The organism is Mesorhizobium sp. CA12, from assembly GCF_020165255.1.
Lineage (GTDB): Bacteria > Pseudomonadota > Alphaproteobacteria > Rhizobiales > Rhizobiaceae > Mesorhizobium.
Map to the genome: position 1 here is coordinate 143,555 of NZ_JAIUHT010000005.1, position 14,823 is coordinate 158,377.

General features: G+C 64.3%; 14 protein-coding genes. 2 read left to right on the top strand and 12 right to left on the bottom strand.

All coding sequences use genetic code 11. From position 1 onward, the window contains the following. Positions 1-8 precede the first annotated feature (8 nt). From LB520_RS11045 to LB520_RS11055, 3 genes are all read right to left on the bottom strand, one after another. Positions 9-1,133, bottom strand: coding sequence for an FAD-dependent oxidoreductase (locus LB520_RS11045; RefSeq protein ID WP_224637512.1), 1,125 nt, complete (start codon positions 1,131-1,133; stop codon positions 9-11). Positions 1,134-1,621: 488 nt separating this feature from the next. Further along, positions 1,622-2,503, bottom strand: coding sequence for an NmrA family NAD(P)-binding protein (locus tag LB520_RS11050; protein ID WP_224637513.1), 882 nt, complete (start codon positions 2,501-2,503; stop codon positions 1,622-1,624). 32 nt (positions 2,504-2,535) lie between these two features. Further along, a complete protein-coding gene (locus LB520_RS11055) occupies positions 2,536-3,816 on the bottom strand; it encodes a serine hydrolase domain-containing protein (RefSeq protein WP_224637514.1) in 1,281 nt (426 codons plus the stop codon). Positions 3,817-3,990: 174 nt separating this feature from the next. Here LB520_RS11055 and LB520_RS11060 point away from each other — a divergent pair, with 174 nt between their 5' ends. Further along, positions 3,991-4,893: a LysR family transcriptional regulator gene (locus LB520_RS11060; protein ID WP_224637515.1), complete on the top strand. Its 903-nt coding sequence runs from the start codon at positions 3,991-3,993 to the stop codon at positions 4,891-4,893. A gap of 172 nt (positions 4,894-5,065) precedes the next feature. Here the strand turns inward: LB520_RS11060 and LB520_RS11065 are convergent, their stop codons facing one another. From LB520_RS11065 to LB520_RS11100, 8 genes are all read right to left on the bottom strand, one after another. After that, on the bottom strand, positions 5,066-5,812 hold the full coding sequence (locus LB520_RS11065; protein ID WP_224637516.1) for an ABC transporter ATP-binding protein: 747 nt from the start codon (positions 5,810-5,812) through the stop codon (positions 5,066-5,068). After that, entirely contained in the window at positions 5,809-6,537 is a 729-nt protein-coding gene (locus LB520_RS11070) for an ABC transporter ATP-binding protein (protein WP_224637517.1), read from the bottom strand. Before LB520_RS11070 ends, LB520_RS11065 begins: the two co-directional genes overlap by 4 nt. Then, positions 6,524-7,612, bottom strand: a complete 1,089-nt coding sequence (locus tag LB520_RS11075; RefSeq protein ID WP_176477098.1) for a branched-chain amino acid ABC transporter permease — start codon at positions 7,610-7,612, stop codon at positions 6,524-6,526. Before LB520_RS11075 ends, LB520_RS11070 begins: the two co-directional genes overlap by 14 nt. 7 nt (positions 7,613-7,619) lie before the next feature. Then, positions 7,620-8,489 carry a branched-chain amino acid ABC transporter permease gene (locus LB520_RS11080; RefSeq protein WP_095768602.1) on the bottom strand — a complete coding sequence of 290 codons (870 nt, stop codon included), beginning with the start codon at positions 8,487-8,489 and terminating at the stop codon, positions 7,620-7,622. Positions 8,490-8,575: 86 nt separating this feature from the next. After that, positions 8,576-9,808, bottom strand: coding sequence for an ABC transporter substrate-binding protein (locus LB520_RS11085; RefSeq protein ID WP_224523109.1), 1,233 nt, complete (start codon positions 9,806-9,808; stop codon positions 8,576-8,578). Between the two features lie 267 nt (positions 9,809-10,075). Next, on the bottom strand, positions 10,076-10,957 hold the full coding sequence (locus LB520_RS11090) for an amidohydrolase family protein (RefSeq protein WP_095768600.1): 882 nt from the start codon (positions 10,955-10,957) through the stop codon (positions 10,076-10,078). Positions 10,958-10,962: 5 nt separating this feature from the next. Further along, entirely contained in the window at positions 10,963-11,949 is a 987-nt protein-coding gene (locus LB520_RS11095; protein ID WP_140839181.1) for an aldo/keto reductase, read from the bottom strand. A gap of 261 nt (positions 11,950-12,210) precedes the next feature. Beyond that, positions 12,211-12,960, bottom strand: a complete 750-nt coding sequence (locus tag LB520_RS11100) for a FadR/GntR family transcriptional regulator (RefSeq protein ID WP_140839184.1) — start codon at positions 12,958-12,960, stop codon at positions 12,211-12,213. 77 nt (positions 12,961-13,037) lie between these two features. Between LB520_RS11100 and LB520_RS11105 the strand changes: the two genes are divergently transcribed. After that, positions 13,038-14,027, top strand: coding sequence for an NAD(P)-dependent oxidoreductase (locus tag LB520_RS11105; protein WP_224637518.1), 990 nt, complete (start codon positions 13,038-13,040; stop codon positions 14,025-14,027). A 19-nt stretch (positions 14,028-14,046) separates the two neighbouring features. On the opposite strand, the gene LB520_RS11110 is transcribed toward LB520_RS11105, so the two are convergent. Then, positions 14,047-14,823 (bottom strand): FadR/GntR family transcriptional regulator, encoded by a 777-nt coding sequence (locus LB520_RS11110; protein WP_224542975.1) that lies wholly within the window; start codon positions 14,821-14,823, stop codon positions 14,047-14,049.

Below are 14,823 nucleotides of genomic sequence, written 5' to 3' on the forward strand. Positions count from 1 at the left end.
CGTATCTCTCAGCCCAAGGCGCTGAAGAGGTCGGCGACGCTCTGAGGAGCCTCGGGTCCGAAGAACCGAGTGAGGTTCTGCGCGCTGGTTTGCGCAACGCTGGTGCTGCGAGGGAACAGACGCTGTTCGTATTCGGCGATGGCGGCTTCGTTGTCGTTTTTGACGGCGATCGCAACAGCCAGCTCAGCGGCGTCATATATCGCCAAGTTGGCGCCTTCACCAGCGAAGGGAGACATTAGGTGCGCGGCATCGCCGAGCAGCGTCGCGCCTGGCACGTGGCGCCAGCGATGGTCGACCGGCAGCGCGTAGATCGGCCGTATCACGGGCGAGATATCGGTGTTTGTGATCAGCGCGACCAGCGGTGCGGCCCAACCGTCGAACTGCTCGGCGACCCGGGCGAGACCGGCGCGTGCCTCCGTGAAGTCGATGCTTGATGCCCAGCTTTCCGGCTTGTTGATCGCGACATAGACGTGAACACTGCCGTCCGCGTTGCGATGGGCAAGAATGCCCTTGCCCGGCGCCACTGCCATCAGCGTGCCTGTGCCGATGATCTCAGCGTTTGCGACGCTGCGCGGATCGTCCGCCGACAGATGCGTCTCGATGAAGCAGGTCCCGGAATATTCAGGCTTCGTCTGGGACAAGAGCGGCCGCACCCTCGACCACGCGCCATCGGCGCCTACGAGCAGCGACGTCGTCGTGCCAGTGCCGTCGACGAATCGGAGCTCGTTTCGGCCGTCGCCTCTCGACGACACCGACGCGACCTTGTGTCCCCAATGGATCGTGCCCTGCGGCAGGGCATCGATCAGCATCTTCCGCAGCTCACCGCGGTCCACCTCCGGGCGCTTGCTGAAGGGATTACCGGGCTTGTCGAGCAGCACTGTGCCATCTCGATCGACGACGCGCTTCGCGTCCTCGCTGGGACGCACCAGCCGCTCGAACTGCTCGAACAGACCGGCCACCCTCAGGGCATGCTGGCCGGTAGCTTCATGCATGTCGAGCAGCCCGCCCTGCACGCGGGCGCTGGGCGATGCCTCTGCCTCGTAGATCACGGCGGCGATGCCATTGAGATTGAGAATGCGGGCCAGGGTGAGGCCACCCAAACCTGCGCCCACAATCGTGATGGGATATTGCATAGCGCGCTCCATGTCTTGCGATCCGTGCCGACGGAGCACGAAATCGGGAGCCCAATCTGTCGTCAGGCTCGTGCTGTTGGAGCCGCTGGCCGACCGCGAAACGGTCGGCGTATGCGCGAAGCCCAGTGATGCGGGCGTCGTTTTTCGCGACGTGCAGGTCTTACGGCTTTGCACCCGACAACGCAAGTCGGGTGTCCGCTTCGCCCAAGCTCGACGTTGGCGCCCTCGTCGGCTTCAACGATCGGGGGCCGACGTCCATGCAGGCCGCCGACATTGTGGTGCGACTTGATTGTCACCGACGGGCCGCCCGAGAAGAGACGCTCTCGACGACCGGCTGGGCGTCTGCCCCCGGCACGCGGAAAGTACCGAAGCCGAGCCGAGGGATTGCGACGCCCCTTGTGATGATGGTGTCCATGAACTCGCTTTTCTGAGTTGATGCTTCGGGGGGACGCTGCACCGCCGGTGTTTCGTGCCCGCAGCTATCGACCTCAGCCAGCCGCCTCGGAGCAGTTCTGGCCGACGAGGTCCGTGACAACGTCTTCGAGTGTCACGGTACCTTTCATCGCCGACCTGCCGTCGTCGCGGAACGCGATCCAACCCTCGTTGAAGCCGTCGATCATGCGAATTCGGGGCAGCGGATTGCGCGTGCCTTGCCCGCGGAAGAGCGCTTCCCAACTGTCGCGCGTCACGATCTCGACCCGCACCTGATGGTCCAGCGCCTTGGCGAAGGCATGGGCGAGGTCGTTTGGCGACACGCGCTGAGGCCCTTCCAGCTCGACGATCCGCGTTCCGGTCCAGTCCTCGCGCAAGAGCGCAGCTGCGGTGCGCCCGACATCCTGCGTCGCGACCATCGGGAAGGCCTTGTCGGCTGGCTGCAGGCAGCTGCGCAGCACGCTTTCATCACGCGCGGCGGCAACGTCCCACAGCGCATTCTCCATGAACCAGGCGGGCCGAAGGAAGGTTACCGGCAAGTCGAGCTCGCCGAGCGCTTCCTCAAGCAGGGTGCGCTGGGTCAGCAGGTTCTCGTGCGCAGCGTCGGCGCCGATGGTCGACAGGCACACCACCTTGCCGGGACGGGCCGCGATGAGGGCCGCCACCAGCGCCGCGATTACGCGCCGCGCCTCGGGAAAGCCTGGCTCGGGATCGAATTCCGACGGCGGCAGGATGAAGACGCCCTCGACACTGCGGAAGGCGGCTGCGAGGCCCTCCGCATCATTCATCTCGGCAAGGGCGACCTCACAGCCCTGTCTGATCCATGGCCCAGACTTAGCCTCGTCGCGCAAGACTGCGCGGACGGAAAGCCCGTCGGCAAGCAAAGTGCGCGCCAAGGCGCCGCCGACTTTGCCGGTGATTCCGGTGATTGCAAACATATCGGTTCTCCTTTGGTTGGGATCGCGCCGACTCAGGCGAGTCCGGCATAGAGCTCGCGCTCGAAGGCACCGTAGAGGGCGACGACCCGCTCGTCGTAAAAGGGCAGGATCTGTGTGAAGAGCGCGCCGGTGACATGCTTGACCGGATCGAGCCAGAAATAGCAGTTGAGCAGGCCCGCCCATGAGATGCTGCCCGCAGAGCGGCCGTTCGGCCCAGGCTGCGTGTTGATGTCGAAGGAGAGGCCCCATTTGTGCGGCTGGCCGGGGAATTGGTCGAAGCTGCGCGAATAGGACGGATGCGCCGAGCGCATCTCGTGGACGTTCAGTTCGCTGATCTGGTTCTGCATCATCAGCGAGACCGTCTCCGGACGGAGGATACGCGCGCCATTTAGCGTCCCGCCGTTCAACAGGGCCTGCAGGAACGTCATGTAGTCGCGCGGGGTCGAGAAGGCGCCGCCGCCGCCCATGAAGAATTCCGGCCGCTGCGGCATCTCAAACGGCGCCGGCTCCAACCCGCCATCTGCGCGCCGGTTCTGGAAGGTGGCGACAAGCTTCTTCTGTTCGCTCCCGATCAGGAAACCGGAGTTCCGCATGCCGAGCGGCGCGAAGATGTTTTCGCGGAAATAGACTTCCAGCGACTGGTCCGAGACGGCTTCCACCAGCTTGCCGACCCAATCCATGCTGATGCCGTATTCCCAGCGTTCGCCGGGATCGAATTCGAGCGGCGCCGTGAAGGCGGCATTCTTGCAGGTGGCGATGTCGGGCATGCCGGTGACCTGCTCGTAGCGGCTCAGCGCCTCGCTCCAGATCGAATAGGTGAAGCCGGAGGTGTGGGTAAGCAGATGCCGCACCTTGATGGCGCGTTTGGCGGGGCGCAGGCGCGGCGCACCGTCGGCGGCGAAGCCTTCAAGGACCTGGGGCGCGGTAAGTTCGGGCAGATACTTGGCCGCGTCGTCATCGAGGTCGATGCGGCCCTGTTCGATCAACTGCATGCAGGCGGTGGCCGTGAAGGCCTTGGTCATGGAGAGCAGCCAGAACACCGTGTCGGCCGTCATCGGCGCGCCGGTCGCAACGTTCGACCTGCCGAAGCTGCCTTCGTAAACGAGGCCATTGCGGGTGGCTGCCATGGCGACGACGCCGGAGACGTCGTCACGGGAGACGCCGGCGCGCAAGGCGGCGTCGATTGCGCTCGCGCTCAGAAGGGATGCGACGGGCTTCGTTGCAGCCAGAGCGGGGCTCACGGTGTCGAGCGCCAGAATGGCACCGAGCAGGCCTCCGCGCTGGAGAATGGTTCTGCGTGTCAACTGGTTCATGACTGGCTCCTTTGAAGGTTCTCAGGAGGGCGGCCGATGGCTGCTCACCCGACAATGGAGCCGTGTGTATGCCGAGATATAACGTGATTCACGCGCATTAAGATCAGTGCTACGGTGACTCAAAATCATTGCGTTTTCGAGGTGGCGTCCGTTAGTGGACGGTAAGGAGAAGGAATGGTTTTCGACACGCGGCTCCTCACCGGCGTCGGCGTCCTTGCGGCGGTGACGGAGGCCGGGAATTTCGCCCGGGCGGCCGAAATGCTCGGCGTAACGCCCTCGGGCGTGAGCCGGGCGGTGGCGCGCCTGGAAGCGAGGGTCGGCGTCCGCCTCTTCGACCGCAATCCGCGCGAGGTAAGCCTCACCGAAGAAGGGCGGCGCTTCCATGCGCAGGTAATGCCATTGCTTGCCGGCCTCGACGAGGCGGCAGCCGAGGTGGCAGGTGCCGCTGCGGTCGTGCGCGGCAGGCTGCGCGTATCAGTCGATCCCTGGTTCGCGCGCATGGTGCTCGCGCCGACGCTTAGGCAGTTCCTGGCACGCTATCCAATGCTGCAACTCGACCTATCCACAAGCAACTATCGCGAGGAGATGATGGCGGGGATAGACGTCGCGGTACGCTTCGGCCCCCCGGACGATTCAAGGCTCATCGTACAAAAACTCCTCGAAACGCCGATCCTGACGGTCGCCGCGCCGGTATATCTCGATCGTCATGGCGAGCCGCGCTCGCCTCATGACCTCGTCCATCACGAGGCTCTGCTCTTCCGCGATCCTCAGACGGGACTGCCGTTTCCGTGGGAATTCTATCGCGGCGGCGAGATCGTTGCGGTCAAGGTCACAAGCCGCCTGGTGCTCGACGATCCTTCCGTCGCGGTCTCCGCCTGCGTGGCGGGTCAAGGGGTGTTCCAGAGCCTTGCCGTGGGTCTCGCGCCCTTCATGGCACGCGGCGAATTGGTGCGGATTTTGCCGGATTGGTCGGAGGAGCTTTATCCACTCTATGCCTACCATCCCTCGCGCCATCTACCCCCTGCAAAGGTCAGAGCGTTTCTGGACTTCATCCAAGAGGTCGCTGCCGGATTGTGATTTGCTTTTATTTCACGCGCTGATCGTCGTGATACGCGTTGAAGATAAGGGACAATCGTCCAACGCGGGTTGGGCATCGTGAGGTCTTCCCACGATCTTCCGGCGCCGGCGGATCTCTGCAGGCATCGGACCCGAACCCACTTCGGGCTGTCGCCGTTAGACACTGCGAATATTAAGCCTGCGAGGAACTTTGGTTCTGCCGCGCCCTCTTGCCGAGATAGAGCTCCTGCATGACCGACGACTGTTGCAACTCTTCGATGCCGCCTGAAGCTACGATGCGCCCGGAATTCATGAGATAGCCTTGCTCGGCCACCGAGAGTGCCAGTCCGGCGTTCTGCTCGACGAGCAACACCGCGGCGCGGAACTTCTCGCGCACGTCGATGATGATGCCCTGCAGCTCCGAGACCAGCAATGGCGATAACCCGAGCGACGGCTCGTCGAGCAACAGGATGCGTGGCCTGGCCACAAGGCCGCGCGCGATGGCCAGCATCTGCTGCTGGCCTCCGCTGAGCGTCCCGGCCTTGGCGCCGCGCTTCTTGGCAAGGATGGTGAAATAGCTTTCCATCAAGGCGATGTCGGCTTCGATAGCATCCCGGTCCTTGCGGCAGTAGGCGCCGAGCAAAAGGTTCTCGCGCACACTCATGTCGGCGAACACGCGGCGGCCTTCCGGCACCATCACGATGCCGAGCGTTGCTTTTTCGTCGGCGTGAAGCTTGGTGACGTCGCGGCTCTCGAAGGTCACCGTGCCGCGCCGCGGCTTCACCAGGCCGGCGATGCATCGCAGCAGCGTCGTCTTGCCGGCGCCGTTGGGTCCCAGAATGGTGACGATCCCGTTTTGGCCGACCGCGAGCGAGACGTCGCGATTGACGGCGACGGGCCCGTAGCCGGTGTCGACATGCTCGACGGCAAGCAGGCTCATGACGCGGCCGCCTTCTTGTCGGGACCGAGATAGACCTCGCGGACCTTGGGGTCGGCGAGCACCTCGCCCGGCGGACCTTCGGCGATCTTCGTGCCGAAATCGAGCACGATGAGGCGGTCGCAGAGGTCGGCCATCATGTCCATGTCATGGTCGATCAGGCACACGCCGATGCCTTGCGGCGGCAGCTGCGCGATGACCGCCGCGAAGGCCTGGGCTTCGCTGTCGTTCAGCCCGGCGCCGGGCTCATCCAGGAGCAGGAGTTCGGGCGACACACCGAGCGCGACGGCCAGCCCAAGGCGTCTCAGGCTGCCGAAGGGCAGCGATCCCGCAATCGCCTTGCTAAGCGGCGCCAGGCCGACAAACTCGAGGATCATGCCCGGTGACGCCCAGCGGCCGTCTCCCCTCCTGCCCTGCTCCCAGGCGATCCGGACGTTCTCGTCGACGGTCAGGCCCGGAAACGACATCGCCTGCTGGAACGTCCGCACCAGCCGCTTTCGCGCGATGCGATGCGCGCCGATATTGGTGATGTCCTGCCCATGCCAGAACACCGTGCCGCCGGTCGCCGGATGGACGCCGGTGACGACGTTGAACAAAGTTGTCTTGCCGGAGCCGTTAGGGCCAACGATACCGACGACACGGTCGGTGTCGATGTCGAGATCGATGCCGTTGAGCGCGACGACGCCGCCGAACTGCTTGCGCAGGCCCCTCACCTCAAGCGCGGCCATTCGAACCTCTTTGCTTTTGCGTCTCGAAGCCGCCGGTAATCGCGCAGTAGATGTTCTTGATGCCGGCGCCGACGCCGCCCGGCAGCAGCAGGATCACCAGGAGCAGACAGACGCCGTAGGCGATGCGGGAATCGACCGGATCGAGGTTCAGCACCTCGGGCAGGAAATTGACGACGACCGCGCCGATCAGCGGCCCGTAGAGATAGCGGGCGCCGCCCAGCATGACCATCAGCGCGAGGTAGAGGCTGGGAAAGGCGCCGAACAGGGTCGGCGAGATGTGGCGCAGATAGTAGAGCTGCAGCACCCCGGCGAGGCCCGCGAACAGGCCCGAGACCATCAGCACGCCGAGCTTGTGCAGGTCGACATTGATGCCGACCGAACGCGCCAGTTGCTCGTTCTCGCGGATGGCCCGCAACGTCCGCCCGTAGCGCGAATTGCCGATGAGATAGGTTGCCACAACCGCCAGGAACAGCGCCGCCAGGACCAGGTAGTAATTGTTGGAGAGCTTGTCGAAATTGATGCCAGGCAAGGGTGTCACCGAGCCGACGTCGAGGCCGGTCGCCGATCCGGTGAAGGTGCCGCCATTGGTCAGCACGATGACGAACAGCGCGCAGAAGCAGAAGGTGATGATGATGTAATGCTGGCCGCCGACCCTCAGCGTCGGCAGGCCGATGACGCCGCCGACGATCGCCGACAGCGCCATGGCGAAGGGCAGCGATGCCCACAAACCCAGGCCGAGCTGCACCGACAGGATCGCCGAGGCATAGGCGCCGACGCCCATCAGCGCCGCATGGCCGACCGACATGATGCCGGCCTGGCCGAACTGCAGGCCGAGGCCGTAGAGCCCGATCGCCGTATAGAGCGTGGTGATGGCGATCGACAGGAAGCGGTAGCCGAGGCCGAGCCAGGGCAAGGCGATGAGCAGCACCGCCAAAAGGATGGCCGTGATCGCCTGGACGCCGGCCGGCAGGGGAACGGCGGCGTTGTCCGCCGTCAGAAGCGCCAGGCGATCCCGTGCTCTGGCGCCTTCTGGCGCGGCGCCTGTCTTGCCGGCGCTGTTGTCGGTCACTGGCATCGACATCTCACGATGCCTTGGGGCCGAGCGTGCCGCCGAGCAGGCCCTGCGGCCGCAGCACCAGGATCAGGATCATCACGACCAGCGAATAGGCGTCGGTCCATTCCGGATAGCCGTAGCCGGCGCTGAGACCGTCGACCAAGCCGAGCACCAGGCCGCCGACGACCGCGCCGCCGACATTGCCGAGGCCGCCGATCAGCGAGACGGCGAAACCACGGATGATGATGACGCTGCCGGTAAACGGTGTGATCGGAAACAGCGAGATCATCAAGGCGCCGCCTATTCCGGCAAGCAGGCTGCCATAAATGAAGACGCCGGTGACGTAGCGGCGCACCGGAATGCCCATCAGCTCGGCGGTGTCGCGGTCCGCAACGCTCGCCCGCAACGCCATCCCATAGCGGCTGCGCGAGATGCCGAAATAGGTGATCGCCACGATGATGGCCGTTATCGCGACGACGATCGCGCGCATGGCGATGATGTCGACGCCGCCGATCGTCCAGACCAGGCCGACCGGGTCGGTGATGCTTTTCTGGAATTCGTTGAACACGCGGATGACCGCATGCTGCAGGATGACGCTGAGGCCGATCGACATGATGAAGCCGTTCATCGGCCGGTTGAGCGTGAAGCGGAACAGGCATCTTTCGGCGGCAAAGCCGAGCGCGCCGACCAGCAGCCCGGCGAGCACAAGGGCCACGAAGAAGTTCATGCCGGCGCCGACCATAAACCAGGTCGCCATGCCGCCGACCATCAGGAACTCGCCATGTGCGAAATTGACGATGCCGGCGAGACCGAAGATCAGCGTGATGCCGATGCCGATGAGAATGGTGACGCTGGCAACCGAGAGGCTGTTCACCAGTTGCTGCACAAAAATGTCCATCGTCGTATCCGGGTGGCGAGCCTGCAAGGGGAGGATGGACGGAACCTCGCCGCCCATCCCGATGTCGGATTTTGTCGCGGGCCGGCTCAGCCGCCGTTGTCGCCGGGCGGCGGAGCGGCCGGCGGCTGCTCGACCGCGCATTTGAACTGGTCGGATGTGTTGGGCTCGACCATGCAAACCTCGGTCGCGAAGGTGACCTGGTGGTGCTTGTTGAACACAAGCGGCACCGGCGACACGACGCCCTTGTAGTCCGACTTCAGGAGCTCCGCGACCACCGCGTCCGGATCGTCGATCTTGCCGACCTTCTCCAGCGCCTTGGCGTACCAGAAGAAGTAATCGTAATAGAGCAGCGAGACCGAGGACTGCGGGCCCTTGGCGGCGCCGAGGCCGAAATACTTGTCGAAATACTGCTTCACTTCGGGGTATGGCGATGAACCCCAGCAGACCGGCACGCAGCTCAGCGTCACCGGCACATCAGCCTTCAGGCTGCGCTCCTGATAGATGCCCGGATCGACGCCGAACAGGAAATAGGACGGCGCCACGCCGAGCTTGAGAGCCTGCGGGAAAGCGGTGAGCGTTGAATCGCCATTGTACCAGAAATGCACGATATCGGGCTTCATGCCCTTGATGCGGGTAAGCAGCGGCGAAAAGTCGGTCGTATCCGGCGGATACTGCACAAGGTCGACTTTCTGGCCTTCCGCCTCGAGCGCCTTGACATAGTGCGACGACAGATACTGCCCGGTCGCGTCATTGCCGACGAACACCACCGAATGCTTCGGCGGCGACTTCAGCTGCGGCGTCAGAAGCGAGAGCACGCCCTTGGCGGTGCTGCCGCTGCGCTGCCATTCCTGCGGCTCGCTCTGGAACGTGTAGTGAAGCCAGCCATCCTCGGCGACGGCCTTGTCGTCGAGCACGGCGCCGAGCGAGCTGTTGCCGGAAAACTGCAGGACCTTGGCCGGGCCGGTGATCTTGGCCATGGATACCGAGAAGTCATGCGTCTCGGTGCCCCAGATCGCCTTGACGCCGATGTCGTTGACCAGCTCGCGCGCGGCCGCGATAGTGACGTTCACATCCGTGCGGTTGTCGCGGATATAGAGCTTGATCTTGTAGGTCTTGTCGCCGACCTTGATGCCGCCGGCGTCGTTGATCTGCTGCGCCGCCAGGTTCGCGGCGCCGACGATGGTGTTGCCGGCCGAAACGAACGAGCCCGACTGCGCGGCGATGACGCCGATGGGCAGTTCCTCGTCGGCGCGGGCCGTCTGCAAAGCCATGGCGAGCCCCGCGGCCGCGATGGTCAATCCAAGTCCTAGCTGTCTCATGCATGTTCCTCCCGTTACACGGCCGACTTGTCATACAACCCTATTACCATGTAACAGTGGTGTCAACTCCGGCGCGGAGCTAGCGGCCAAGTTGCGTGCCGCGCCTTTGGTTCTTCCCTATCTGATCTCAGCTTGGGCGAGGAAGGGTTGCAGTCGGTGCGAGGCGCTGGACAAAGATGCCCAACGCAGAGATATGCGTAGCGATCGTGGTGATGATGAATGTGGCCGGGCAACCGCAAGGCGGGAGGACTCAGAGCCTTGCCGCCGTCACAGCGACAAGCGGTAGGCCTCGACGGCGGAAGCGCCGAAAATCTGCGAACGTTCCTCTTCGGCCAGCCCGGCAAGACACTCGCCAAGGGTGCGTTTGACCGTCTGATAGTCGGCTGCGACCAGGCAGACCGGCCAATCCGAGCCGAACAGGCATCGCGACGGGCCGAAAATGGAAAGGACCTCGTCCACATAGGGCTGCAGATCCTGTTGCTTCCAGTGCCGCCAGTCGGCTTCCGTGACCATCCCGGACAGCTTGCACCAGACATGGTCGCGATGCGCCCTGAAGCCCTGCATCAATCCGGCCCACGGCTCCATCGCGTGCTGCGCAATGCGCGGTTTTGCGACGTGGTCGACCACGAAACGTAAATTGCGATGCCGCGCCACCGTCTCCAGGGCAGCCGGAATCTGCGGCTCCTTCAACAGCAGGTCATAGGCGAGCCCTGCTTCGGCGACAGCCGCCAGCCCGCGCTGGACATCGGCGCGCAAGAGCCAGTTCGGATCCGCCTCGTTGTGCACGAGGTGACGGATGCCGACCAGGTAACGGCCATCTGGCCGCGCCTTCAGCTCGGACAGCGTGGCCGCCACCTCGGGATCGGCGAGGTCCACCCATCCCACGACGCCAGCGACGAAATCGGTCCGGCTGGCCGTCTCAAGGAATGCGCGTGTCTCGTCGAGCGAATGCCATGTCTGGACCAGGATGGTCCTGTCCACGCCGGCTGCGGCAAGCGCCGGTCTGAGGTCGTCGGGCTCAAACACGCGACGTATGGCGGCGTAGTCCTCCGTCATCCAGCCGCAGGATCCATCCGCCGGATCCCAGAAATGCTGATGCCCATCGATGATCAGTTGCTTACCAGCAACCAGGGGCCGACCGGCTGTCATGGCGCTCACCAGCGCTGGTGGACGGAGGCCTTGATGCGCCGCTCATAGATGTCGGCGATGCGCTCCATCAATTGCGGCGACAACGCCGGCAGGTCGGACGCGGCGGCGTTCTCTTGCGCCTGCCTGACCGACTTGGCGCCCGGAATGGTGACCGTCACCGCCGGGTTCATCAGGATCCAGCGCAGCGCCCATTGCGCCATGGTGGCGCCTGGCGGCAGCAGCGCCCGCAATTCCTCGACCGCTTGCAGGCCTTCCTCGTAATTCACGCCGGCGAATGTCTCGCCGACGTCGAAGGCCTCGCCCTGCCGGTTGTAGCTGCGGTGGTCCTTGGCGCTGAAGCTGGAATCGCTCTTGAACTTGCCGGACAGGAGCCCGCTGGCCAGCGGCACCCTGACGATGATGGCAACGTCCTTCTGGCGCGCCATGTCGAAGAACAGTTCCGCGGGCCGCTGCCGGAAAATGTTGTAGATGATCTGGACGCTGACGACGCCGGGATATTGCAGCGCCTTGATGCCTTCCTCGACCTTCTCGACGCTGACGCCGTAGTGACGGATCTTGCCTTCCTCGACCAGCTTCTCCAGCGCATCGAAGGTCTCGGGCTGATAGAAGACTTCTGTCATCGGACAATGAAGCTGCACCAGGTCCAGCACGTCGACCTCAAGATAGCGCAGGCTGCGCTCGACGAAGCTGGTCAGGTTCTGGCGATTGTAGCCTGCGGCGACATGCGGGTTCAGCCGCTTGCCGGCCTTGGTGGCGACCATCGGCCTCGCGCCGCCCCGCCCCTTCAGCGTCTTGGCGATCAGCTTTTCCGCCCGGCCGTCGCCATAGACATCGGCCGTGTCGATCATCGTCACGCCTGAATCGAGCGCCGCATTAAGCGCCGCGATGGCGTCCTTCTCCTCGACGTCGCCCCAATCGGCCCCGATCGCCCAACTGCCGAAGCCGATTTCCGACACTTGCCAGCCGGTGCGGCCAAATCGCCTTTGATGCATAGAAACCACTCCTCAAAGACCACGTCCTCTTGACGGGTCATGCCCGCAGGAATATCAGATCGAATGGTTGTATGACAACCCTGTAAGCATGCAAAAGGTGATGACGGAAATGCTGGTTTTGGATCTACCGGCAGGCTGGAGGACGACGGAATGTTCCTGGCATGGGCGCATAATGCCAATCACGGCCGGCCGCACTTTGAAAGTCGCGTCGTAGCTGCCTCTCGCGGTGCGCCATGCGCCGCTCGGGCGCCCTCGCCCGATCTATTTCAGATGTGCGGTTCCGTCTCGGAGCTGCTCGAAGCGCTTGTAGGAACGGGAAAGATGCAGCCGCATCGCGCGCTGCGCCGCCTTGGCGTCTTGCGCCGCGATGGCATCATGGATCGCCCGGTGCTCGCGCCGCGTCCGCTCGAAATGCCGCTCGCGCTCGTCGGACTCCATCTGGTCGAATTGCGTCCATTGGCGCGGGATCATCGCAGTGCCGAACGTGTCGAAGAGCCGGCTGAAGTAGGCGTTGTGCGAGGCGAGCGAAATCGCCCGATGGAAAGCCGCATCCTCGGTCGCGGCGAGACCCGTTTCGGCGATCGCCCGGTCGATTGCGTCGAGCTGCTTAGCCATAAGCCCAAGGTCCTTGGCGGTCCGGCGCGTGGCCGCCAGCGCCGCCGCCTCCGCCTCGACGCCCCTGCGCAGCTCCAGCACCGCCAGGATCTCGTCGATCGATTCGACATCCGTCGGCACGATCGAAAAGGTTTTCGGCGGGGGCTCCTGGGCCACAAAGGCGCCGAGGCCCTGCCGTGTCGTGATCAGCCCCCGTGCGCGCAACGATGCCAGCGCCTCGCGAACCACCGTCCGGCTGACGCCCGTCGCGTTGACGATCTCCTGCTCGGTGGGAAGCCGCTGGCCAGGCGCAAGATCGCCGGCCTCGATCTGCGCGGCAAATTTCTCCACCAGTTCGCCCCTGAGATTGGGGGACTGGCGAATGGCGCCGAACATTGCTCCCTGGCGATCCGTCATCGGAAAACCGGCCTCTTAAATCGATTCTCAGGCCAAGGATCGCACCGCTTGGTTGCAACGGCAATCTTTCGTTTCCAATGCATGCCCCCCGGAAGTGCACAGCGGTTCCCGGACAACGACATGCATCAAAACAGAAATTCCAACAGCACTGGAAGACCAACATGAAGCAGAAAATCGGCTTTATCGGCCTGGGCGCGATGGGCTCGGGCATGGCTGCCAACCTTCTGGCTAAGGGCTGGCCTCTGACGGTCTGGGCGCACCGAAACCAGGATGCGGCGCTGAAGCTGGTCAACGCCGGCGCCCGCCAGGCGGCGACACTACGCGCGCTCGCTGAAGGTTGCGACATTGTTTTGATCTGCGTTACCGGTTCGCCGCAGGTCGAGGCGGTCGTGAAAGGACCGGACGGGCTTGCAGCCTCCGGCAAGCCGCTATTGATAGTCGACTGCTCGACCTCTAACCCCTCCTCGACGATAGCGCTTGCCGGCGAACTCGCCGCCAATGGCGTGACGTTGATCGACGCGCCGTTGGCGCGCACGCCCAAGGAAGCCGCCGAAGGCAAGCTCGATGTCATGGTCGGCGGTGCGGCGGAAGCGGTCGCCCGCGCGCGGCCAGTGCTCGAAGCCTTCGCCGCGCGAATTATCCACGCCGGCCCGACCGGCAGCGGCCACACCATGAAGCTGCTCAACAATTTCGTCTCTATGGGTTATTCGGCGATCTATTCCGAAGCGCTGACGCTGGGAGCAAAGGCCGGGCTGACGCCGCAGGTCTTCAACAGCGTCATTTCCGGCAGCCGCATGGACTGCGGCTTTTACCAGGCCTTCTTCGACTTCGTGCTCAACCGCAACGAGAACGCCCAGCGCTTCGCCATCGCCAATGCGCTGAAGGACATGACCTATCTCGCCTCCTTCGCCCAGGCCGCCGGCATCGCCAACCCGGTCGGCGCCGTGGTCCGCAATGGTTTCGCCACGGCGGTCGCTACGGGGCACGGAGAAAAATTCGTGCCGGCGCTGTCGGATATTGTTGCTGAGCTCAACGGCGTTTCATTGATTGAGGCTGCGGCCGAGTGAGGGAGGTGGCTGCGCGGCCCTACCCTGCCCGCCCGCGCACGGCCTTTCGCAACCTCGAATGCCGTGTCGGCGACGCGGCCTCAGCGTCGCCGCCAGGCAGTCCGACGCGTGAGGCCGCCCCCGCGAGATGCCGCGTCATGGCGGCGCTCGCGCCCTTCGCGTCGCCGGCCTTGATCGCCGCCAGGATGCGCTCGTGCTCGCCCAGGGTCGTGCGCGCCATGTCGTCGGACTTCTGCTGGTTGCCGGCGGCAAGGATGCTCTCACGCACCCGTTCCGAGACGAAGACGAGGAACTGGCCCATATAGGGGTTCTGGGTCGCCTCGGCGACGGCGCGGTGGAAACCGAGATCGTTCTTCAGCCAGGCGACGCTGCCATAAGGCGCGGCGCGCATCCCATCGAGCGCCTGTTCCATCGCCTCGATGTCGGCGTCGGAGCGGCGGGTCGCGGCCAGCGCGGCGATCTGCACTTCCAACATGCCGCGCAGCTCGAAAAGATTGCGAAAGGAATCCGCCCGCTGCAAGGTCTCATAGTCGATCGTCAGCACCGTCGCGTTGGTAGCGTCGGCAACGAAGGCGCCCCTGCCCTGCTGCGACCAGATGCGGCCTTCGGAGCGCAGCCTTGCGATCGCCTCGCGCACCACGTTGCGGCTGACCCCGAAGGTGGTCGCCAGTGCCTGTTCGGTCGGCAGCTGATCGCCGGGTTTGAGGCGTCCTTGCGCGATCTCGCGCGAGATGGAACTCGCCACTAGCGTGGAGAGGTGCGGACCGCGATTGACCTTGTCGAGCTTCAGCGTCAT

What these genes read in the sequence shown, in the direction of transcription:
- LB520_RS11045 (WP_224637512.1), bottom strand. Translation starts at nt 1,133, where the DNA reads ATGCAATATCCCATCACGATTGTGGGCGCAGGTTTGGGTGGCCTCACC.
- LB520_RS11050 (WP_224637513.1), bottom strand. Translation starts at nt 2,503, where the DNA reads ATGTTTGCAATCACCGGAATCACCGGCAAAGTCGGCGGCGCCTTGGCG.
- LB520_RS11055 (WP_224637514.1), bottom strand. Translation starts at nt 3,816, where the DNA reads ATGAACCAGTTGACACGCAGAACCATTCTCCAGCGCGGAGGCCTGCTC.
- LB520_RS11060 (WP_224637515.1), top strand. Translation starts at nt 3,991, where the DNA reads ATGGTTTTCGACACGCGGCTCCTCACCGGCGTCGGCGTCCTTGCGGCG.
- LB520_RS11065 (WP_224637516.1), bottom strand. Translation starts at nt 5,812, where the DNA reads ATGAGCCTGCTTGCCGTCGAGCATGTCGACACCGGCTACGGGCCCGTC.
- LB520_RS11070 (WP_224637517.1), bottom strand. Translation starts at nt 6,537, where the DNA reads ATGGCCGCGCTTGAGGTGAGGGGCCTGCGCAAGCAGTTCGGCGGCGTC.
- LB520_RS11075 (WP_176477098.1), bottom strand. Translation starts at nt 7,612, where the DNA reads ATGCCAGTGACCGACAACAGCGCCGGCAAGACAGGCGCCGCGCCAGAA.
- LB520_RS11080 (WP_095768602.1), bottom strand. Translation starts at nt 8,489, where the DNA reads ATGGACATTTTTGTGCAGCAACTGGTGAACAGCCTCTCGGTTGCCAGC.
- LB520_RS11085 (WP_224523109.1), bottom strand. Translation starts at nt 9,808, where the DNA reads ATGAGACAGCTAGGACTTGGATTGACCATCGCGGCCGCGGGGCTCGCC.
- LB520_RS11090 (WP_095768600.1), bottom strand. Translation starts at nt 10,957, where the DNA reads ATGACAGCCGGTCGGCCCCTGGTTGCTGGTAAGCAACTGATCATCGAT.
- LB520_RS11095 (WP_140839181.1), bottom strand. Translation starts at nt 11,949, where the DNA reads ATGCATCAAAGGCGATTTGGCCGCACCGGCTGGCAAGTGTCGGAAATC.
- LB520_RS11100 (WP_140839184.1), bottom strand. Translation starts at nt 12,960, where the DNA reads ATGACGGATCGCCAGGGAGCAATGTTCGGCGCCATTCGCCAGTCCCCC.
- LB520_RS11105 (WP_224637518.1), top strand. Translation starts at nt 13,038, where the DNA reads ATGCATGCCCCCCGGAAGTGCACAGCGGTTCCCGGACAACGACATGCA.
- LB520_RS11110 (WP_224542975.1), bottom strand. Translation starts at nt 14,823, where the DNA reads ATGACGCTGAAGCTCGACAAGGTCAATCGCGGTCCGCACCTCTCCACG.